The 18,016-nt window shown below is 62.7% G+C and carries 26 protein-coding genes; 25 read left to right on the forward strand and 1 reads right to left on the reverse strand.

The window, feature by feature from the left end:
- Nucleotides 1–25: 25 nt before the first annotated feature.
- The 19 genes from rplP to rplQ all read left to right on the forward strand — a co-directional run bounded on the left by rplP (nucleotide 26) and on the right by rplQ (nucleotide 10,500).
- Complete coding sequence (rplP, locus tag CK222_RS13170) at nucleotides 26–439, forward strand: 50S ribosomal protein L16 (RefSeq protein ID WP_027170364.1); 414 nt, start codon at nucleotides 26–28, stop codon at nucleotides 437–439.
- A 12-nt stretch (nucleotides 440–451) separates the two neighbouring features.
- Entirely contained in the window at nucleotides 452–652 is a 201-nt protein-coding gene (gene rpmC, locus CK222_RS13175; RefSeq protein ID WP_095800669.1) for a 50S ribosomal protein L29, read from the forward strand.
- 11 nt (nucleotides 653–663) lie between these two features.
- A complete protein-coding gene (rpsQ, locus tag CK222_RS13180; protein WP_040970380.1) occupies nucleotides 664–903 on the forward strand; it encodes a 30S ribosomal protein S17 in 240 nt (79 codons plus the stop codon).
- 81 nt (nucleotides 904–984) lie between these two features.
- Complete coding sequence (rplN, locus tag CK222_RS13185) at nucleotides 985–1,353, forward strand: 50S ribosomal protein L14 (RefSeq protein WP_006205457.1); 369 nt, start codon at nucleotides 985–987, stop codon at nucleotides 1,351–1,353.
- Between the two features lie 12 nt (nucleotides 1,354–1,365).
- A complete protein-coding gene (gene rplX / locus CK222_RS13190) occupies nucleotides 1,366–1,680 on the forward strand; it encodes a 50S ribosomal protein L24 (RefSeq protein ID WP_059188493.1) in 315 nt (104 codons plus the stop codon).
- The gene (gene rplE / locus CK222_RS13195) at nucleotides 1,673–2,251 is read left to right on the forward strand and encodes a 50S ribosomal protein L5 (RefSeq protein ID WP_095777622.1); all 579 of its coding nucleotides are present in this window, start codon (nucleotides 1,673–1,675) and stop codon (nucleotides 2,249–2,251) included. Before rplX ends, rplE begins: the two co-directional genes overlap by 8 nt.
- A gap of 26 nt (nucleotides 2,252–2,277) precedes the next feature.
- The gene (gene rpsN / locus CK222_RS13200) at nucleotides 2,278–2,583 is read left to right on the forward strand and encodes a 30S ribosomal protein S14 (protein WP_059188495.1); all 306 of its coding nucleotides are present in this window, start codon (nucleotides 2,278–2,280) and stop codon (nucleotides 2,581–2,583) included.
- 12 nt (nucleotides 2,584–2,595) lie between these two features.
- On the forward strand, nucleotides 2,596–2,994 hold the full coding sequence (gene rpsH / locus CK222_RS13205; RefSeq protein ID WP_095800670.1) for a 30S ribosomal protein S8: 399 nt from the start codon (nucleotides 2,596–2,598) through the stop codon (nucleotides 2,992–2,994).
- A 113-nt stretch (nucleotides 2,995–3,107) separates the two neighbouring features.
- Nucleotides 3,108–3,641 (forward strand): 50S ribosomal protein L6, encoded by a 534-nt coding sequence (rplF, locus tag CK222_RS13210; protein ID WP_067321468.1) that lies wholly within the window; start codon nucleotides 3,108–3,110, stop codon nucleotides 3,639–3,641.
- Between the two features lie 89 nt (nucleotides 3,642–3,730).
- Nucleotides 3,731–4,093 (forward strand): 50S ribosomal protein L18, encoded by a 363-nt coding sequence (gene rplR / locus CK222_RS13215; protein ID WP_066989604.1) that lies wholly within the window; start codon nucleotides 3,731–3,733, stop codon nucleotides 4,091–4,093.
- A 126-nt stretch (nucleotides 4,094–4,219) separates the two neighbouring features.
- Nucleotides 4,220–4,789, forward strand: coding sequence for a 30S ribosomal protein S5 (rpsE, locus tag CK222_RS13220; RefSeq protein WP_027046810.1), 570 nt, complete (start codon nucleotides 4,220–4,222; stop codon nucleotides 4,787–4,789).
- A gap of 25 nt (nucleotides 4,790–4,814) precedes the next feature.
- Nucleotides 4,815–5,012, forward strand: coding sequence for a 50S ribosomal protein L30 (gene rpmD, locus CK222_RS13225; RefSeq protein ID WP_027170355.1), 198 nt, complete (start codon nucleotides 4,815–4,817; stop codon nucleotides 5,010–5,012).
- A gap of 23 nt (nucleotides 5,013–5,035) precedes the next feature.
- Nucleotides 5,036–5,509: a 50S ribosomal protein L15 gene (gene rplO, locus CK222_RS13230; protein WP_067321465.1), complete on the forward strand. Its 474-nt coding sequence runs from the start codon at nucleotides 5,036–5,038 to the stop codon at nucleotides 5,507–5,509.
- Nucleotides 5,510–5,787: 278 nt separating this feature from the next.
- Nucleotides 5,788–7,128, forward strand: coding sequence for a preprotein translocase subunit SecY (secY, locus tag CK222_RS13235; protein WP_066989608.1), 1,341 nt, complete (start codon nucleotides 5,788–5,790; stop codon nucleotides 7,126–7,128).
- Entirely contained in the window at nucleotides 7,125–7,715 is a 591-nt protein-coding gene (locus CK222_RS13240) for an adenylate kinase (protein WP_095800671.1), read from the forward strand. Before secY ends, CK222_RS13240 begins: the two co-directional genes overlap by 4 nt.
- 223 nt (nucleotides 7,716–7,938) lie before the next feature.
- Complete coding sequence (rpsM, locus tag CK222_RS13245) at nucleotides 7,939–8,307, forward strand: 30S ribosomal protein S13 (RefSeq protein WP_027170351.1); 369 nt, start codon at nucleotides 7,939–7,941, stop codon at nucleotides 8,305–8,307.
- Between the two features lie 157 nt (nucleotides 8,308–8,464).
- The gene (gene rpsK, locus CK222_RS13250) at nucleotides 8,465–8,854 is read left to right on the forward strand and encodes a 30S ribosomal protein S11 (protein WP_006205444.1); all 390 of its coding nucleotides are present in this window, start codon (nucleotides 8,465–8,467) and stop codon (nucleotides 8,852–8,854) included.
- Nucleotides 8,855–8,953: 99 nt separating this feature from the next.
- The gene (locus CK222_RS13255; protein ID WP_059188661.1) at nucleotides 8,954–9,964 is read left to right on the forward strand and encodes a DNA-directed RNA polymerase subunit alpha; all 1,011 of its coding nucleotides are present in this window, start codon (nucleotides 8,954–8,956) and stop codon (nucleotides 9,962–9,964) included.
- 104 nt (nucleotides 9,965–10,068) lie between these two features.
- Nucleotides 10,069–10,500: a 50S ribosomal protein L17 gene (gene rplQ, locus CK222_RS13260; RefSeq protein ID WP_095800672.1), complete on the forward strand. Its 432-nt coding sequence runs from the start codon at nucleotides 10,069–10,071 to the stop codon at nucleotides 10,498–10,500.
- Between the two features lie 66 nt (nucleotides 10,501–10,566).
- On the opposite strand, the gene CK222_RS13265 is transcribed toward rplQ, so the two are convergent.
- Entirely contained in the window at nucleotides 10,567–11,160 is a 594-nt protein-coding gene (locus CK222_RS13265; RefSeq protein WP_141247060.1) for a hypothetical protein, read from the reverse strand.
- Between the two features lie 149 nt (nucleotides 11,161–11,309).
- Between CK222_RS13265 and CK222_RS13270 the strand changes: the two genes are divergently transcribed.
- The 6 genes from CK222_RS13270 to CK222_RS13295 all read left to right on the forward strand — a co-directional run bounded on the left by CK222_RS13270 (nucleotide 11,310) and on the right by CK222_RS13295 (nucleotide 18,014).
- The gene (locus tag CK222_RS13270) at nucleotides 11,310–12,803 is read left to right on the forward strand and encodes a DegQ family serine endoprotease (RefSeq protein WP_095800674.1); all 1,494 of its coding nucleotides are present in this window, start codon (nucleotides 11,310–11,312) and stop codon (nucleotides 12,801–12,803) included.
- Nucleotides 12,804–12,847: 44 nt separating this feature from the next.
- On the forward strand, nucleotides 12,848–14,155 hold the full coding sequence (locus CK222_RS13275; protein ID WP_066989617.1) for a replication-associated recombination protein A: 1,308 nt from the start codon (nucleotides 12,848–12,850) through the stop codon (nucleotides 14,153–14,155).
- A gap of 200 nt (nucleotides 14,156–14,355) precedes the next feature.
- The gene (locus tag CK222_RS13280) at nucleotides 14,356–15,186 is read left to right on the forward strand and encodes an aspartyl/asparaginyl beta-hydroxylase domain-containing protein (RefSeq protein ID WP_067321452.1); all 831 of its coding nucleotides are present in this window, start codon (nucleotides 14,356–14,358) and stop codon (nucleotides 15,184–15,186) included.
- 122 nt (nucleotides 15,187–15,308) lie between these two features.
- Nucleotides 15,309–16,295 (forward strand): RluA family pseudouridine synthase, encoded by a 987-nt coding sequence (locus tag CK222_RS13285; protein ID WP_095800675.1) that lies wholly within the window; start codon nucleotides 15,309–15,311, stop codon nucleotides 16,293–16,295.
- 41 nt (nucleotides 16,296–16,336) lie between these two features.
- Nucleotides 16,337–17,212, forward strand: coding sequence for a DMT family transporter (locus tag CK222_RS13290; RefSeq protein ID WP_176477645.1), 876 nt, complete (start codon nucleotides 16,337–16,339; stop codon nucleotides 17,210–17,212).
- 10 nt (nucleotides 17,213–17,222) lie between these two features.
- Nucleotides 17,223–18,014, forward strand: coding sequence for an ATP12 family chaperone protein (locus tag CK222_RS13295; RefSeq protein ID WP_095780451.1), 792 nt, complete (start codon nucleotides 17,223–17,225; stop codon nucleotides 18,012–18,014).
- Nucleotides 18,015–18,016 lie beyond the last annotated feature (2 nt).

The raw sequence follows: 18,016 nt of genomic DNA on the forward strand, positions 1-18,016 counted from the left end.
AATTTGAGAATTTGGAGTTAGAACGATGCTGCAGCCAAAGCGCACAAAGTTCCGCAAGCAGTTCAAGGGCCGTATCCACGGTACCGCCAAGGGCGGCACCAATCTGGATTTCGGCGGTTTCGGGCTGAAGGCGCTTGAGCCGAACCGCGTCACCGCGCGCGAGATCGAGGCGGCCCGCCGCGCGATCACCCGCGAGATGAAGCGCGCCGGCCGCGTCTGGATCCGGGTGTTCCCGGATCTGCCGGTCACCTCGAAGCCGACCGAAGTGCGCATGGGTAAGGGCAAGGGCGCCGTCGACTACTGGGCGGCGCGCGTCAAGCCTGGCCGCATCATGTTCGAGATCGACGGCGTCAGCGAAGAAACCGCGCGTGAGGCGCTGCGTCTCGGCGCCGCCAAGCTCTCGGTCAAGACGCGCTTCGTGCAGCGCATCGCAGAATAAGGACAGGCGATCATGAAAGCCGAAAATATCCGGACCAAGACCCAGGATCAGCTGGCCGACGACCTGGCCGCCCTCAAGAAGGAGCAGTTCAACCTGCGCTTCCAGAAGGCCACCGGCCAGCTCGAGAAGACCGCACGCGTGAAGCAGGTCCGCAGGGACATCGCGCGCATCAAGACCATCGCCGCGGAAAAAGCCGCGGCCAAGAAGGCTTAAGGACGAGAACCATGCCAAAGCGCATCCTGCAGGGCACCGTGGTCAGCGACAAGAACGAGAAGACGGTCGTCGTCAAGGTCGAGCGGCGCTTCACGCATCCCGTGATGAAGAAGACCGTGCGCCTGACCAAGAAGTACAAGGCGCATGACGAGAACAACGCCCACAAGGTCGGCGACCAGGTGTTCATCCAGGAATCGAAGCCGATCTCCAAGGACAAGCGCTGGGTCGTCATCACCGCGGATCAGGCTTGATCCGGGCGAACGAAACGAATTTTGGACAGACCGGGGAGGGGTGAAAGCCCGTCCCGTTAGAAAAGAAGAAGGCGGCCAGTCATGATTCAGATGCAAACAAACCTCGACGTCGCGGATAATTCCGGCGCCCGTCGTGTCATGTGCATCAAGGTGCTGGGCGGTTCGAAGCGGAAGTATGCCTCCGTCGGCGACATCATCGTGGTGTCGATCAAGGAAGCCATCCCGCGCGGCCGCGTTAAGAAGGGCGACGTGATGAAGGCGGTCGTGGTTCGCACGGCCAAGGACATCCGCCGTCCGGACGGCAGCGTGATCCGTTTCGACAAGAACGCGGCCGTTCTCGTCGACAACAAGAAAGAGCCGATCGGCACACGTATCTTCGGGCCGGTTCCGCGCGAGCTTCGCGCCAAGAACCACATGAAGATCATCTCGCTCGCGCCTGAAGTGCTGTAAGGAGCCGGACCCATGCAAAAGATCAGAAAAGGCGACAAGGTCGTCGTGCTTGCCGGCAAGGACAAGGGCCGTTCGGGCGAAGTCCTGTCGGTGCAGCCGAAGGAAGACACCGCGCTGGTCCGCGGCGTGAACCTCATTCGCCGTCACCAGAAGCAGACCCAGTCCCAAGAGGGCGGGATCATCACCAAGGAAGCGCCGATCCACCTGTCGAACATCGCGCTGGCCGACCCCAAGGACGGCAAGCCGACCCGCGTCGGCTTCGCCATCCAGAAGGACGGCAAGAAGGTGCGCGTCGCCAAGCGTTCGGGAGAAGTCATCAATGGCTAAAGCTGAAACCAAGCAGGCAGCTGCCAAGAACGAGCCGCGCCTCAAGAAGGTCTATCAGGAGACCATCCGCAAGGCGCTGCAGGAGCAGTTCGGCTATGACAACGAGATGCAGGTTCCGCGCATCGACAAGATCGTGCTGAACATGGGTGTCGGCGAAGCGACCGGCGATTCCAAGAAGCCCTCGGTCGCGGCCGAGGACCTCGCGCTGATCGCCGGCCAGAAGGCTGTCGTCACCCGCGCCCGCAATTCGATCGCGGGCTTCAAGGTGCGCGAGAACATGCCGATCGGCGCCAAGGTCACGCTGCGCAAGGAACGCATGTACGAGTTCCTCGACCGCCTCGTGAACATCGCGCTGCCGCGCGTTCGCGACTTTCGCGGACTGAACCCGAAGAGCTTTGACGGCCGTGGCAACTACGCCATGGGCATCAAGGAGCACATCGTGTTCCCGGAGATCAACTACGACAAGGTTGATCAGGTCTGGGGCATGGACGTCATCGTTTGTACGACGGCGAAGACGGATGACGAGGCCAGGGCGCTGCTCAAGGCCTTCAACTTCCCCTTCCGCCAGTAACGGCAGCGAAAAAGGAAAAATCTGAAATGGCAAAGACCAGCTCAGTCGAGAAGAACAACCGGCGCCGCAAGCTTGCCGGTCAGTACGCCGCCAAGCGCAAGGCGCTCAAGGACATCGTCATGGACCAGTCCAAGCCGATGGAAGAGCGTTTCCGCGCCCAGTTGAAGCTTTCGGCGCTGCCGCGCAACTCGGCCAAGATCCGCATCCGCAACCGCTGCGAAGTCACGGGGCGTCCTCGCGCCTACTATCGCAAGCTCAAGCTTTCGCGTATCGCGCTTCGCGATCTGGGCAACAACGGCCAGATCCCGGGCCTGGTCAAGTCGAGCTGGTAAGGAGACACTGAGATGTCATTGAGCGATCCTCTCGGCGATATGCTGACCCGCATCCGCAACGCCTATGGCCGCAAGAAGTCGACCGTCTCGACTCCGGCCTCGCGTCTGCGCGCCCGCGTCCTCGAAGTGCTGAAGTCGGAAGGCTATATCCGCGACTACAGCCAGACCGACTTCGAGAACGGCAAGTCGGAAATCGAGATCGAGCTGAAGTATTTCGACGGCGCTCCGGTCGTGCGCGAAATCGAGCGCGTCTCGAAGCCCGGCCGCCGCGTCTATGTCTCGGCCAAGTCGATCCCGCATGTCGCCAACGGCCTCGGCATCGCCATCCTTTCGACGCCGAAGGGCGTCATGGCCGATCACGAAGCGCGCGAGCAGAATGTCGGCGGCGAGATCCTCTGCCAGATTTTCTAAGGGTGAATGGTCAATGGTGAATAGTGAATGGTGAGACTGCACGGGACTTTGACCGCGCCGTTCGCCATTTCACCATTCACCATTCACAGCAGTAAAGGAAAGAGGAGACAACAATGTCTCGTATCGGAAAGAAACCCGTTTCGCTGCCGCAGGGCGTCTCCGCGACCGTCAACGGCCAGACCGTGACGGCCAAGGGCCCCAAGGGCGAGCTGAAGTTCGTGGTCAACGACGAAGTGCTGGTCAAGATGGAAGGCGCCGAGATTTCGGTGGAGCCGCGCGACCAGACCAAGACCGCTCGGGCCAAGTGGGGCATGTCGCGCACGCAGATCGTCAACATCCTGCAGGGCGTCAAGGACGGCTTCGAGAAGAAGCTCGAGATCACCGGCGTCGGCTATCGCGCCGCCATGCAGGGCAAGAACCTGCAGCTGGCGCTCGGCTTCAGCCACGACGTGGTCTATGAGACGCCGCAGGGCATCACGATCTCGGTGCCGAAGCCGACCGAAATCACGGTCTCCGGCATCGACAAGCAGCAGGTCGGCCAGGTCGCGGCCGAGATCCGCGAGTATCGTGGCCCCGAGCCCTACAAGGGCAAGGGCGTTCGCTACGCCGACGAGCGGATTGTCCGCAAGGAAGGCAAGAAGAAGTAAGACTTTTGATCGCCGCGGGGCGCGACCGCGGGAGGCTTGGCCTACCGCACACGGTTGCCCCCGTTTTCTGAAGGCAAGGAACAGACACGATGGCTAGCCCCAAAGAAACCACCCAGCGCCGCGCGCAGCGCGTGCGCCGCCAGCTCAAGAAGGTCGCCGGCGAGCGGCCGCGGCTTTCGGTGCATCGCACCTCGAAGCACATCTACGTCCAGGTCATCGACGACGCCAAGGGCCACACGCTGGCCGCCGCCTCGACGCTGGAGAAGGAGCTGAAGGGCTCGCTCAAGACCGGCGCCGACAGCGCCGCTGCTGCCGCGGTCGGCAAGCTGATCGCCGAGCGCGCGTCGAAGGCCGGCGTCAAGGAAGTCGTCTTCGATCGTGGCCCGTACATCTATCACGGCCGCGTCAAGGCGCTGGCCGAGGCTGCCCGCGAAGGCGGTCTGAGCTTCTAATGCATGATCCCGAAAAGTTGCAGACTTTTCGGACAAGATCATGCAAAGGAGAAATTCACCGCCGGTGTCGATAGAGGCGCCGGCAAACAGCAACCCGTGCTTCCGGAAAAGAACAAGGACTAGGATATGGCACAGGAACGTAGGGAAGGCGGCCGCGGCCGCGAGCGTGAACGCGAAGAGCGCGACGACGGCATGGTGGACAAGCTTGTCCACATCAACCGCGTCGCCAAGGTGGTGAAGGGCGGCCGTCGCTTCGGCTTTGCCGCGCTCGTCGTCGTCGGCGACCAGAAGGGCCGCGTCGGCTTCGGCCACGGCAAGGCGCGCGAAGTGCCGGAGGCGATCCGCAAGGCGACCGAATCGGCCAAGCGCGACATGATCTTCGTGCCGCTGCGTTCTGGCCGCACGCTGCATCACGACGTCGAGGGCCGCTGGGGCGCCGGACGCGTTCTGCTGCGCGCCGCCAAGCAGGGTACCGGCATCATCGCTGGCGGCCCGATGCGCGCCGTCTTCGAGACACTCGGCATGCACGACGTGGTCGCCAAGTCGATGGGTTCGTCGAACCCATACAACATGGTTCGCGCCACCTTCGACGCGCTGAAGAGCCAGATGCATCCGAAGGATGTGGCTGCTGCGCGCGGCATCAAGTACTCGACCCTTCAGGCCCGCCGCGGCACCGCCGTCGCGGCCGAAGAATAGTCGACGCTGACCAGGGATTTCGACCATGGCCAAGAAAGCTACCAAGACCATCACCGTCGAGCAGATCGGTTCGCCGATCCGCCGGCCGAAGGAGCAGCGCGCGACGCTGGTCGGCCTCGGCCTCAACAAGATGCACAAGCGGCGTACGCTGGAAGACACCCCTTCGGTGCGCGGCATGATCGCCGCCGTCCAGCACCTCGTCCGCGTTGTGGACGAGGCCTGAACGGAAGCGCAGGAGACAGAAACATGAAACTCAACGATCTGCGTGACAAGGACGGCGCCACGCACTCCAGGAAGCGCCTCGGTCGCGGCATCGGCTCCGGCTCTGGCAAGACCGCCGGTCGCGGCGTCAAGGGCCAGAAGGCACGCTCGGGCGTTGCCATCAACGGCTTCGAGGGCGGCCAGATGCCGCTTTACCGGCGCCTGCCGAAGCGCGGCTTCAACAACCTGTTCGCCAAGAGCTTCACCGTCGTGTCGCTTGCTCGCATCCAGGCTGCCGTCGATGCCAAGAAGCTCGACGCGAAGGAGACCGTGACGGCTGAGACCCTGATCACTGCCGGCGTCATCCGCCGCGCCAAGGACGGCGTGCGCGTGCTCTCCGACGGCGAGCTCAAGGCCAAGCTCAGCTTCGACGTCGCCGGCGCCTCCAAAGCTGCGATCGAGAAGATCGAGAAGGCCGGCGGTTCGGTGAAGCTGCCGGAAGCGGCCGCCGCCGAGTAACGGCGATTTGAAGCGCGGCCGGCGGGTATGATTTCATTTTTGCCGCCCGTCCGCGCTTTGATCTGATCAATTAGGCGGCCGCGTCAACGCGGCCGCTTGCATGTTGACGGTCCGGAGCTTATCTCGTGAGCTTCGGTGACACGCGCCGCCTGAGCTGCGGGCATCGAGCGCGACATAGAAATCAATGAAGTAGAGCATAATCAATGAAGTAGAGCATGATGTCTTCCGAAAACCGCTTCACACTTTTCGGCATCATGCTCTAGCGGAGAAAATCAGGCATGGCTTCGGCTGCTGAACAACTAGCCTCCAATCTGAATTTTGCGGCCTTCGCCAAGGCCGAGGATCTGAAGAAGCGCATCTGGTTCACCGTCGGCGCGCTGCTCGTCTACCGCCTCGGCACCTACATCCCGCTTCCCGGGATCAATCCCGACGCTTTCGCGCAGGCCTTCTCCTCGCAGAGCAAGGGCGTGCTCGGCATGTTCAACATGTTTGCCGGCGGCGCCGTGCAGCGCATGGCGATCTTCGCGCTCGGCATCATGCCCTACATCTCCGCTTCCATCATCATGCAGCTGATGACCTCGGTCATCCCGTCGCTGGAAGCGCTGAAGAAGGAAGGCGAGCAGGGCCGCAAGATCATCAACCAGTACACGCGCTACGGCACCGTGCTGCTGGCCTTGGTGCAGGCCTACGGCATTTCGGTCGGGCTGGAGGGCGGCAACGGTATCGTCACCGATCCCGGCATGTTCTTCCGCATCTCGACCGTCGTCACGCTTGTCGGCGGGACCATGTTCCTGATGTGGCTCGGCGAGCAGATCACCGCGCGCGGCATCGGCAACGGCATTTCGCTGATCATCTTCTCGGGCATCGTCGCCGGTCTGCCGCACGCCATTTCAGGCACGCTGGAACTCGGCCGCACCGGTGCGCTGTCCACGAGCCTGATTCTCGCGATCATCGTGCTCGCCGTCGTCGTCATCGGCGTCATCGTCTTCTTCGAGCGCGCCCAGCGCCGCCTGCTCATCCAGTATCCGAAGCGGCAGGTCGGCAACCGCATGTTCCAAGGCGACACCTCGCATCTGCCGCTGAAGCTCAACACCTCGGGCGTCATCCCGCCGATCTTCGCCTCCTCGCTGCTGCTTCTCCCGGCAACGGTTGCCGGCTTCTCGCAGACCACCAACCTGCCTGCCTGGGCGAGCACGGTTCTTGCGGCGCTGGGCCACGGCCAGCCGCTCTATATGGCGTTCTATGCGGCGATGATCATTTTCTTCGCCTTCTTCTACACGGCGATCGTCTTCAACCCGAAGGACACGGCCGACCAGCTCAAGAAGCATTCCGGCTTCATCCCGGGCTATCGTCCGGGCGAGCGCACCGCCGAATATATCGACTATGTTCTGACGCGGATCACCGTCATCGGCGCCATCTACCTGGTGCTGGTGTGTCTGCTGCCTGAGTTCCTGATTTCAGCGACTGGCGTACCTTTCTATCTCGGTGGCACATCGCTTCTGATCGTGGTCAGTGTCACGCTCGACACGGTGGCGCAGATTCAGGGTCACCTGATCGCGCACCAGTATGAGGGCCTGATCAAGAAGTCGAAGTTGCGCGGGGGTAAGAGGAGCAGATGAGGCTGATATTGCTTGGGCCGCCAGGAGCGGGCAAGGGGACGCAAGCACAGAGACTGGTAGAAAAACACGGCATACCCCAGCTTTCGACGGGAGACATGCTGCGTGCCGCCGTCCAGACCGGAACCGAAGTCGGCAAGCGGGCCAAGGCGGTTATGGATGCCGGCGAGCTGGTATCGGACGCGATCGTCAATGCGATCGTTGCCGAGCGGATCGACCAGCCCGACTGCGCCAGGGGCTTCATCCTCGACGGTTATCCGCGCACGCTGGTGCAGGCCGATGCCGCCGAAGCCATGCTCGCCGAGCGCAACATCGCGCTCGACAGCGTCATCGAGCTCGTCGTCGACGACAAGGCGCTGGTCGGGCGCATCGTCAAGCGGGCCGAGGATGCCAAGGCGGCCGGCCAGCCGGTGCGCAAGGACGACAACCCGGCGGTGTTCGAGGAGCGCCTGCGAGAATATTACAAGAAGACGGCGCCGCTGACCGGCTACTACTATGCCAAAGGCAGGCTGAAGAGCGTTGACGGCATGGCCAGCATCGACGCGGTGACCGCGGAGATCGAGAAGGTGCTCACGGCGGCGGTGAGCTAGGCCGCTCCGACAAGCAAAGATTGCGCTTGACTGGAAGAAGCCATTGGGGTATGGCGGCCCGTCTTCCTATCAGGCATGGACTTTGCTTGCCCGCAAGGGCAGGGCATCTGTTTTGAACCAGGAAACTCCCGCAAGGGCCGGCCTCCACCGGACGCGGGGCAACTTAGATAGCGCCAGGCCTGCCTTTTTGAAGGATGGCCGGCCCAAATGGAGATGAAAGAACATGGCTCGTATAGCCGGCGTCAACATTCCGACCAACAAGCGCGTCGTCATTGCGCTTCAGTACATTCACGGCATCGGCAAGAAGTTTGCCCAGGAGATCGTCGACAAGGTCGGCATCCCGGCAGACCGCCGCGTCAACCAGTTGACCGACGCGGAAGTGCTGCAGATCCGCGAGACGATCGACCGCGACTACCAGGTCGAAGGCGACCTGCGCCGCGAGGTCTCGATGAACATCAAGCGGTTGATGGACCTCGGCTGCTACCGCGGCCTGCGTCACCGCCGCTCGCTGCCGGTCCGCGGCCAGCGCACGCATACCAATGCGCGCACCCGCAAGGGCCCGGCCAAGGCGATCGCCGGCAAGAAGAAGTAATTAGGGGAATAAGGGAGTAGGGGAATAAGGCAGTAGGGAATAGTCCGAAATCGGATCGTTCATTTCCCTACTCCCTTACTGCCCTATTCCCCTACTCCCTTACGAAGGTGGAGCCGCTGGCGCTACGGCGGTGTAGAGATCAACTGAAAGGACTACCATGGCCAAGGAAGCCGCTCGTGTTCGCCGTCGCGAACGCAAGAACATCTCGTCGGGCGTTGCCCACGTCAATTCGACCTTCAACAACACGATGATCACCATCACCGACGCGCAGGGCAATTCGATCGCCTGGTCCTCCGCCGGCGCCCAGGGCTTCAAGGGTTCGCGCAAGTCGACCCCGTTCGCCGCCCAGATGGCCGCCGAGGACGTCGCCAAGAAGGCACAGGAACACGGCATGCGCATGCTCGAGGTCGAGGTCTGCGGACCCGGCTCCGGCCGTGAATCGGCGCTGCGCGCCCTGCAGGCGGCCGGCTTCACCATCACCTCGATCCGCGATGTGACGCCGATCCCGCACAATGGCTGCCGCCCGCGCAAGAAGCGCCGCGTCTAATATTTTTGAACGCCGCGTGAGCGCCAGGGCGCTCCTCCGCGGCAATTCCAGGCTGCCCGCCACGATTGGATGGTGGCGGGTCAAAGGAAGGAAGACACCATGATCCAGAAAAACTGGCAGGAACTGATCAAGCCGAACAAGATCGAGTTCTCGTCGAAGAAGAAGACGCTGACCACGCTCGTGGCCGAGCCGCTCGAGCGCGGCTTCGGCCTCACGCTCGGCAACGCGTTGCGGCGCGTGCTTCTGTCTTCGCTGCGCGGCGCGGCCGTCACCGCCGTGCAGATCGACGGCGTGCTGCATGAGTTCTCGTCCATCGCCGGCGTGCGCGAGGACGTGACCGACATCGTGCTCAACATCAAGGAAATCGCCATCCGCATGGAAGGCGATGGTCCCAAGCGCATGGTCGTGCGCAAGCAGGGCCCGGGCGCCGTGCTTGCCGGTGACATCCAGACCGTCGGCGACGTCGAGATCCTCAACCCCGACCACGTGATCTGCACGCTGGACGAGGGCGCGGAGATCCGCATGGAATTCACCGTCGACACCGGCAAGGGTTATGTGCCGGCTGAGCGCAACCGCGCCGAGGACGCGCCGATCGGCTTGATCCCGGTCGACAGCCTCTACTCGCCGGTCAAGAAGGTCTCCTACAAGGTCGAGAACACCCGCGAGGGCCAGGTTCTCGACTATGACAAGCTGACCATGACCATCGAGACCGACGGTTCGATCTCGGGCGAGGACGCCGTGGCTTTCGCGGCCCGCATCCTGCAGGACCAGCTCAGCCTGTTCGTCAACTTCGACGAGCCGCAGAAGGAAGTCGCCACCGAGGCCGTCACCGAGCTGGCCTTCAACCCGGCGCTGCTCAAGAAGGTCGACGAACTCGAGCTTTCGGTGCGTTCGGCCAACTGCCTGAAGAACGACAACATCGTCTATATCGGCGACCTGATCCAGAAGACCGAAGCCGAGATGCTGCGCACTCCGAATTTCGGCCGCAAGTCGCTGAACGAGATCAAGGAAGTGCTGGCGGCGATGGGTCTGCACCTCGGCATGGAAGTGCCGGACTGGCCACCGGAAAACATTGAAGACCTCGCCAAGCGTTACGAGGATCAGTATTGAGCATGAATTCCAAGGATCGGCGGCGCGAGCCGCTCGATCCGACGGTCATGCGGAAAACCATCAGAGGCCGTGGCCTCTTGAACAACTAAAGAAGGAAAAGAGCCATGCGCCACGGTTTCAAAGGCCGTCGCTTCGCCCGCAGCGTAAGCCACCGCAAGTCGATGTTCGCCAACCTCGCCGTGTCTCTGATCGAGCACGAGCAGATCGTCACCACCCTGCCGAAGGCGAAGGACCTGCGTCCGATCGTCGAGAAGCTGGTGACGCTCGGCAAGCGCGGCGACCTGCACGCCCGCCGCCAAGTGATCGCGCAGATCGGCAATGAAGGCGTCGTCAAGCGCCTGTTCGAAACCATCGCACCGCGCTACGCCAGCCGCAACGGCGGCTACCTGCGCATCATGAAGGCGGGCTTCCGCCACGGCGACAATGCCGCCATGGCGGTCATCGAGTTCGTCGACCGCGACACCTCGGCCAAGGGCGCCGCCGACCGCGCGCGTCTCGAAGCCGAAGGCGGCGACGAGGAAGCCGCGGCCGCATAAGGCCAGGTTTTCAGCGAATGAATTCAAGGGGCCCTCGGGCCCCTTTTTGCGTTCTTGTGTCTGGCGCTATCCGAGAATATCCAAATAGTCACGGCCGGACAACGCGCGCCAATTGAGCACCCCAGGCACCTCCTCGGCGGCAGGTTGCGGATATGAATAGATGCTGTCGACCTTGGTTCGGGGATCGATATCCCGCAAAAGCCGACCTAGCTTTGCTTCTTCCAGATGCCTGACCGGGTCGCCATCACCTATGAATGATGTATCGACTTGAAAGTGCACCTTGATGCAGCCGGCGCAAATGTTTAGCAGGACACTATCGCTCAGTGCGGCGTAGTGGACCTTTGTGCGTTGAAGGTCCCAGAGCCCGGCGGAAAGAAACTCCGAGGGTTTTGTCTTTCCACTGAATCTGTCCAAGGACAGCTTTAGCCGTTCCGTCACAGGCTCGAATTTGCCCTTGAGTTGGGCCGCGCCTTCGACCTGAAACCAGTTCATCCGGTAGGGAGCGGCAATGTCGAACGAAATCTCCACCTTGCCGAAACACCAATAGAGCGGAACGTCACCATCATCATCGACGTCCCAGTCGTCGGGCGTGCCAAGCACCTTCGCGACATCGATCAGCTTCATCTCAGGGGAAAGCGGCCCCAAGGTTCCGGTTGCCAAGAAATCGCAGAAGGAAGCGACCTACCGCGGTACCCGATTGCGCCTGTAGCTATAGCCGGCTACTGGCTGAAAATAATTCGATATCATCGCCTTAGCCTTTCATTCTGCACAATCGTCGGGACAATGGCGCCTGATCTGGAGGATTCGGAATGCACCTCAAACGGCTGTTTCTTATTGCGGTGTGCACGCTTGCCGCTTTCGCCGCGGCTCCTAGCGTCAGACAGGCATTCGCAGAAGATGCCGCCAAGCCGGCCGACCCTGGCCTTTCCGACGTGCTGACCGATCTCTTGCATGGCGTCGAGGGCGAGAACTCCACTTCCGGGCCCGACAAGCGCGTGCCGTTCGGCCGCGAGGAGGTGCAGCTTTCGTTTGCGCCGCTGGTCAAGCAGACGGCGCCGGCCGTGGTCAACGTCTACGCCTCGCAGACCGCAAAGGTGACCTCGCCATTCGAGGGCGATCCCTTCTTCGAGGAGTTCTTCGGCCGCGCGCAGCCGCGCGCGCAGTCTTCGCTCGGTTCCGGCGTGCTGGTCGATCCGAGCGGCGTGATCGTCACCAACTACCATGTCATCAAGGATGCCGACGAGGTGAAGGTCGCGACGGCCGACGGGCGCGAGTTCACATCCAAGGTGATGCTGAAGGACGAGACACTGGATCTTGCCGTGCTCAAAATCTCCGCCGACAAGCCGTTCCCGGTGATCGCCATCGGCGATTCCGACGCGCTCGAGGTCGGCGACCTGGTGCTCGCCATCGGCAATCCCTTCGGCGTCGGCCAGACGACCACCAGCGGGATCGTTTCGGCGCTTGCCCGCAGCCATATCGGCGTTTCCGACTCCGGCTATTTCATCCAGACCGATGCCGCCATCAATCCCGGCAATTCCGGCGGCGCGCTGATCAACATGGGCGGCCAGCTGGTCGGCATTAACACGGCTATCTATAGCCGCAGCGGCGGCTCGATCGGTATCGGTTTCGCCATTCCGGCGAACATGGTCAGGGCTTTCGCCGACGCCGCCAAAGCCGGCCTGGATTTCTTCGAGCGGCCCTATATCGGCGCCGAGTTTGAAGCCGTGACACCCCAGATCGCGGAATCGCTTGGCATGGAAAAGCCGACAGGCGCGCTGGTCTCGTCGGTCGATGGGGCCGGACCGGCCGGCAAGGCGGGGCTCAAGCCTGGCGACGTCGTGCTGTCGCTCAACAACACCCCGGTCGAAAGCATCGAGGCGCTGGATTACCGCATGGCGACGCTGTCGATCGGCACCAAGGCGACCTTCGCCGTGCTGAGCAAGGGCCAGCAGGCAACGCTTGAGATTGCGCTGGAGCGCGCGCCCGAAGGCGCGAAGCCGAGCGAGGTCACGCTGCATGGCCGCAGCCCCTTCGCTGGGGCCAAGGTGGCAGAGCTTTCGCCGCGCCTTGCCCAGCGTCTCGGGCTGCGCACCGACATGAAGGGGGTCACCGTGGTCGACATCAACCGCGATTCACCGGCCGCCGATTTCGGCTTCCAACCGGGCGACATCGTGCGCGAAGTGAACGGCACGAGCATCGATAAGGCGGCGACGCTGGCACAGATTGCGCAGCAGGACACCCGGTGGTGGCGGTTTACCGTCGAGCGCGGTGGGCAGATACTGCGCCAGGTGTTGCGTTACTGAGCAGGCTCTGGAAAAGGGGCCGCGTTCCAACCAAATAAAAGTGCATGGCCGATCTGTTCAGCGTCGATGAACCGGAGAAGGCGCCGCCCGGCCGCCCGCTGGCTGACCGGTTGCGCCCGAAGACCCTTGGCGAGGTTGTCGGCCAGGAGCACTTGACCGGCCCGGATGGCGCGCTGACGCGGCTGATCAATTCCGGCACGCTCGGCTCGATGATCTTCTGGGGCCCGCCCGGCACCGGCAAGACGACGGTGGCGCGGTTGCTCGCCGGCGAAACCCACCTTGCCTTCGAGCAGATATCGGCGGTGTTTTCCGGCGTCGCCGACCTGAAGAAAGTGTTCGAGGCAGCAAAACTGCGCCGGACCAATGGCCGCCAGACGCTGCTCTTCGTCGACGAGATCCATCGCTTCAATCGTGCCCAGCAGGATGGTTTTTTGCCGGTCATGGAAGACGGCACGGTGGTGCTGGTCGGCGCCACGACGGAGAACCCATCCTTCGAGCTGAACGCGGCGCTTCTGTCCCGCGCGCGGGTGCTCGTCTTCCGCTCGCTGGACGAGGAGAGCATCGCCAAGCTGCTGGAGCGGGCCGAGGCGACCGAGGGCAGGGCGCTGCCGCTCGACGACGAGGCGCGGGCCATGCTGATCCGCATGAGCGATGGCGACGGTCGTGCCTCGCTGACGCTCGCCGAGGAGGTCTGGCGCGCCGCCAAGCCGGGCGAGGTGTTTGGGCCCGAAGGCCTGCAGCGCGTCATCCAGCGTCGCGCGCCGATCTACGACAAGGGCCAGGACGGCCATTACAACCTGATCTCGGCGCTGCATAAATCGGTGCGCGGCTCGGATCCGGACGCTGCGCTGTATTACCTCGCCCGCATGTTCGATGCCGGTGAGGATCCGCTCTATCTCGGCCGCCGGCTGGTGCGCATGGCGGTGGAAGATATCGGGCTTGCCGATCCGCAGGCCCTGGTCGTCGCCAATGCCGCAAAGGACGCCTACGATTATCTCGGCTCGCCCGAGGGCGAACTCGCCTTCGCCGAGGCCACCGTCTACCTCGCCACCGCGCCCAAGTCGAATGCCGTCTACACCGCCTTCAAGGCGGCGACACAAGCGGCCAAGGAATTCGGCTCGCTGCTGCCGCCCAAGCACATCCTCAACGCGCCGACCAAGCTGATGAAGGAAGAGGATTACGGCGCCGGCTACCGCTACGACCACGACGAGCCGGATGCCTTTTCCGGCCAGGACTATTTCCCGGAAAAGATGGGCCGCCGCACTTTCTACGATCCGCCCGAGCGCGGCTTCGAGCGCGAGGTCAAGAAGCGGTTGGAATACTGGGCAAAGCTGCGCAAAGAGCGGGAATAGCCGCTTCCGCGACTCGGCGGGCCCTTGGCGGCGAAGCTTCGTCGGCATGACAGCAAAGTCGAGATGCTGGCGCGATCGTGAGCGGGCAAACCTGTTCCAGATTGTGCCGCGTCATGAAAAATCCTATGAAGGCGCACGGCTGGCGGGGGTCGCCGTGATTTGGCTCATGCGAACAGGATCGCGCTCCCAAGCGAAAGACTATGACAAAGCAAACCCGTAAGACTCTTCGTCAGGCTGCTATCGCAGTCCCGCTTCTCGCGCTTGGCTTTTATTTTATCCCGATCCTGACCACGATCTGGATCGTCTGCGGCCTGATCGACGTGATGCGCAATGCAAACAAGGATCTGTCGTTGTTCCGCGGCTATTTCCTCGGCAACGGCATCTTCACCTGGCTGCTGTCGCCGTTCAACCTTTTGGTCGACCTGCTTTGCTATCGGAACCCGGGCGTATGGAAGCTGGAGCAGTTCCCTGCAGACTATCAGCGCGAGGTCAACGAGGTTCTCGACGTCTTCAAAGCTCGCAAGGACGAGATCATCGCCGATATCGACGCCAATTTCGGCACCGGTCGGCGCGGCATGTATGTCTATCAGTGGTATGGCAAGCACAAGATCGACAACGTCGCGGAATTCAACAAGGACTTCAAATACATCAAGACCATCGCCGTCTCAGTCTTCAGAGGCAAGGAATCGACTTCCTGGCATTTCGGGCCGCTGCGGCTCAGCCTGCGCATCCTCTACAACCTGTTGCCGGTCAAGGCTGAGATTTTCGTCGAGTGCAACGGCGCCAGGAACTACTGGCACGACAACCCGCTTTACATTTTCGACGACACGCTGCTGCACCGTTCAGTGAACGAATATGACGGACGCCGCTACTGCGTGTTCATGGATATCATCCGTCCATCGCCATTCCCCGGCCTGATCGCCAACCTTCTCGCCATCGTCTCGGTCAGCGTCGAGCGCGTCAATTCCATGTTCTACAAGAACTGGAAGATGATCGGCTCGTCCAAGGCCAAAAAGGCGGCCGCAAACTGAGGCGTCCGCGCCCGCGGCTCTGCAACGCTCTTTGGCGCGATCTTTGTCCGTTGTTGGGTCTTTGGCTCGCAACCTCTCTGCCTTAGTGCTATGGCGCCGCTTTCAACCGGAAAAGCGTAACCATGGCAGGTGTCGAACAAATCACGGTGGAGGCTGGCGAAGCGGGCATGCGGCTCGACCGCTGGTTCAAGGTCCATTATCCGGGCCTCGGCTTCGGTCACCTGCAAAAGCTCTTGCGCTCGGGCCAGGTCCGCGTTGATGGCGGCCGCGTGAAGGCCGACACGCGCGTCGAGCCCGGGCAGACCGTGCGCATTCCGCCGCTCGAAGTCGACAAGAAGGGCGACGCCCCGCTCACCGGCCATTCGATCCGCAACCAGGGCGATGCCGATGTGCTGGCCAAGATGCTGCTGCACGAGGACCCGAAGGTCTTCGTCTTCAACAAGCCTGCCGGGCTTGCCGTGCAGGGCGGCTCCGGCGTCACGCGCAATGTCGACGACATGCTCGAGGCCTGGCGCAACCAGAAGGGCGAGAAGCCGCGCCTCGTCCATCGCCTCGACCGCGACACTTCCGGCGTGCTGGTCGTTGCCCGCACCCGCCTTGCCGCGATGAAGCTGTCGGAAGCGTTCCGGGCGCGCGAGACGAAGAAAACCTATTGGGCCTTGGTCAAGGGCGTGCCGCCGAAGCGCGAGGACAAGATCTCGACCTGGCTGGTCAAGGAGGCGACGCCGGACGGCGACCGCGTGCGCATCGCCAAGCATGGCGAGAAGGGCGCCGACCATGCCGTTTCCTATTACCGCGTGGTCGAGCAGGCGGCGCAGTCGCTGTCCTGGCTGGAAATGGAACCTTATACCGGCCGCACCCACCAGCTTCGCGTCCATGCCGCCCATATCGGCTGCCCGATCATCGGCGATCCCAAATATTTCGAGGCCGACACCAATTGGGAGTTTCCCGGCGGCATCCAGAACCGCCTTCATCTTCTCGCGCGCCGCATCGTTATCCCGCATCCAGACCAGGGCGTCATCGATGTTACCGCGCCGATGCCGCCGCATATGCGCCAAAGCTGGAACTTGCTCGGCTTCGATGAGCAGAGCGCGGAGGACGACAATTGAGCGGTGCTGCCGATACATTCGGCCGACGCGACGCGGTCGACATGACCGCGGCCGCCATGATGGTCGGGCTGACATTGTCCTGGGGCCTGAACTACGTCGCCGCCAAGGTCTCCTATGCCGGCTACGATCCGGTCTTCGTATCGATCGCGCGCTCGATCATCGGCGGGCTGTGCGTTCTCGGCTGGTGCCGGTTGCGCGGCATCAAGCTGTTTGAAGCGGATGGGACGCTCAGCGCCGGTATTGTCGTCGGCGTGCTCTTCGGCGTCGAGTTCCTGTTTCTCTATATCGGGCTGGAATACACGACCGTCGCTCGCAACACGCTCCTGGTCAACACCATGCCGTTCTGGGTCCTGATCGGCGGCCATTTTTTACTCGGCGAGCGCATCAACGCGCGCAAGCTTGGGGGCCTCGTGCTTGCCTTCTGCGGCCTTCTGGCCGTGTTCTCAGACGGCATCTTCGCCGGCAATGACGCGACGCTGACGGGCGATCTGCTCAGTCTTGGCTCGGGCATCCTGTGGGCGTTGACCAGCATCGTCATCAAGCGATCGAAGCTGGTCGAAACCAGCGCCAAGAAGCTTCTGCTCTATCAACTCGCGGGCGCCGCCGTCGTCGGTGCCCTTGTGATGCCGTTCGCCGGCCCGCCGATCCGCGAAATCGCTGCATTGCCGACACTGGCATTGATGTTCCAGTCTTTCTATATCGTCGCTTTCACCTATGTTTTGTGGTTCTGGCTGCTCACGCGCTATCCGGCGGCAGGCCTGTCCAGCTTCGCCTTCCTGTCGCCGGTGTTCGGTGTTCTGTGCGGCGCCGTGCTTTTGGGCGAGCCGCTGACGATCAGGATCTTCCTGGCACTGGGCCTGATCGCGGCCGGGCTGATCATCGTCAATCGGCCGTCGCGCAAGCAGGTCCCAGCGTAAGGAGTTCGAGATGCGCGACATCCTCAACGACCTCGAAGCGGGAAAGCAGCTTTCAGATCCCGATCCGGTGCGCCGCGCCCAGATCCAGATGAAGACGCCGCTGCCGAAGCGCTTCTACAAGGCGGTTTCGGTAGTGCCGGTCGAAGGCGGTTTTGCCGTCCATCTGGACGGCAGGCCGGTCCGCACGCCGGGAAAGGCGCTGCTGGTGTTGCCGACTGAAGGAGCCGCGACGCTGGTTGCTGACGAATTTTCCGCCCAGCGCGAGATCATCGACCCTGTGACCATGCCGGTGATGCGCCTTGCCAACACGGCACTCGACGGTGTGGCCAGCGACCCGCAAGCGGTGCTGGAGGATGTCCTGCGCTTCGCTTCGTCGGACCTGCTTTGCTACCGAGCCGATGGCCCGCAGGGGCTGGTAGACCGTCAGAACAGGCTCTGGGATCCGGTTCTCGATTGGGCAAGAAGCAACCTCGGCGTGCGCTTCAACCTCGCCGAAGGTGTCATCCATGTCGAGCAGCCGCGCGAGACGATCGCCGTCCTTGGCGCTCATCTTGCCCAGCGCGCCGAGCCGCTGCGTCTGGCCGCGATCCACGTCATGACCTCGCTGACCGGCTCAGCGCTGCTGGCGCTTGCCGTCGACTTCGGCGAGCTCGACGGCGAGGAGGCCTGGGCCGCCGGCCATGTCGACGAAGACTGGCAGATCGAGCACTGGGGCCAGGATGCCGAAGCCGTCGCGCGCCGCTCCGCCCGCAAGCGCGACATGATGGCGGCAGTCAGCCTGCTTGAGGCGCTCAAAGCCTGAGC

It is taken from the genome of Mesorhizobium sp. WSM3866 (assembly GCF_002294795.1).
GTDB lineage: Bacteria > Pseudomonadota > Alphaproteobacteria > Rhizobiales > Rhizobiaceae > Mesorhizobium.

Coding starts and splice junctions, on each gene's coding strand:
- rplP (WP_027170364.1), top strand. CDS start 26: ATGCTGCAGCCAAAGCGCACAAAGTTCCGCAAGCAGTTCAAGGGCCGT.
- rpmC (WP_095800669.1), top strand. CDS start 452: ATGAAAGCCGAAAATATCCGGACCAAGACCCAGGATCAGCTGGCCGAC.
- rpsQ (WP_040970380.1), top strand. CDS start 664: ATGCCAAAGCGCATCCTGCAGGGCACCGTGGTCAGCGACAAGAACGAG.
- rplN (WP_006205457.1), top strand. CDS start 985: ATGATTCAGATGCAAACAAACCTCGACGTCGCGGATAATTCCGGCGCC.
- rplX (WP_059188493.1), top strand. CDS start 1,366: ATGCAAAAGATCAGAAAAGGCGACAAGGTCGTCGTGCTTGCCGGCAAG.
- rplE (WP_095777622.1), top strand. CDS start 1,673: ATGGCTAAAGCTGAAACCAAGCAGGCAGCTGCCAAGAACGAGCCGCGC.
- rpsN (WP_059188495.1), top strand. CDS start 2,278: ATGGCAAAGACCAGCTCAGTCGAGAAGAACAACCGGCGCCGCAAGCTT.
- rpsH (WP_095800670.1), top strand. CDS start 2,596: ATGTCATTGAGCGATCCTCTCGGCGATATGCTGACCCGCATCCGCAAC.
- rplF (WP_067321468.1), top strand. CDS start 3,108: ATGTCTCGTATCGGAAAGAAACCCGTTTCGCTGCCGCAGGGCGTCTCC.
- rplR (WP_066989604.1), top strand. CDS start 3,731: ATGGCTAGCCCCAAAGAAACCACCCAGCGCCGCGCGCAGCGCGTGCGC.
- rpsE (WP_027046810.1), top strand. CDS start 4,220: ATGGCACAGGAACGTAGGGAAGGCGGCCGCGGCCGCGAGCGTGAACGC.
- rpmD (WP_027170355.1), top strand. CDS start 4,815: ATGGCCAAGAAAGCTACCAAGACCATCACCGTCGAGCAGATCGGTTCG.
- rplO (WP_067321465.1), top strand. CDS start 5,036: ATGAAACTCAACGATCTGCGTGACAAGGACGGCGCCACGCACTCCAGG.
- secY (WP_066989608.1), top strand. CDS start 5,788: ATGGCTTCGGCTGCTGAACAACTAGCCTCCAATCTGAATTTTGCGGCC.
- CK222_RS13240 (WP_095800671.1), top strand. CDS start 7,125: ATGAGGCTGATATTGCTTGGGCCGCCAGGAGCGGGCAAGGGGACGCAA.
- rpsM (WP_027170351.1), top strand. CDS start 7,939: ATGGCTCGTATAGCCGGCGTCAACATTCCGACCAACAAGCGCGTCGTC.
- rpsK (WP_006205444.1), top strand. CDS start 8,465: ATGGCCAAGGAAGCCGCTCGTGTTCGCCGTCGCGAACGCAAGAACATC.
- CK222_RS13255 (WP_059188661.1), top strand. CDS start 8,954: ATGATCCAGAAAAACTGGCAGGAACTGATCAAGCCGAACAAGATCGAG.
- rplQ (WP_095800672.1), top strand. CDS start 10,069: ATGCGCCACGGTTTCAAAGGCCGTCGCTTCGCCCGCAGCGTAAGCCAC.
- CK222_RS13270 (WP_095800674.1), top strand. CDS start 11,310: ATGCACCTCAAACGGCTGTTTCTTATTGCGGTGTGCACGCTTGCCGCT.
- CK222_RS13275 (WP_066989617.1), top strand. CDS start 12,848: ATGGCCGATCTGTTCAGCGTCGATGAACCGGAGAAGGCGCCGCCCGGC.
- CK222_RS13280 (WP_067321452.1), top strand. CDS start 14,356: ATGACAAAGCAAACCCGTAAGACTCTTCGTCAGGCTGCTATCGCAGTC.
- CK222_RS13285 (WP_095800675.1), top strand. CDS start 15,309: ATGGCAGGTGTCGAACAAATCACGGTGGAGGCTGGCGAAGCGGGCATG.
- CK222_RS13290 (WP_176477645.1), top strand. CDS start 16,337: ATGACCGCGGCCGCCATGATGGTCGGGCTGACATTGTCCTGGGGCCTG.
- CK222_RS13295 (WP_095780451.1), top strand. CDS start 17,223: ATGCGCGACATCCTCAACGACCTCGAAGCGGGAAAGCAGCTTTCAGAT.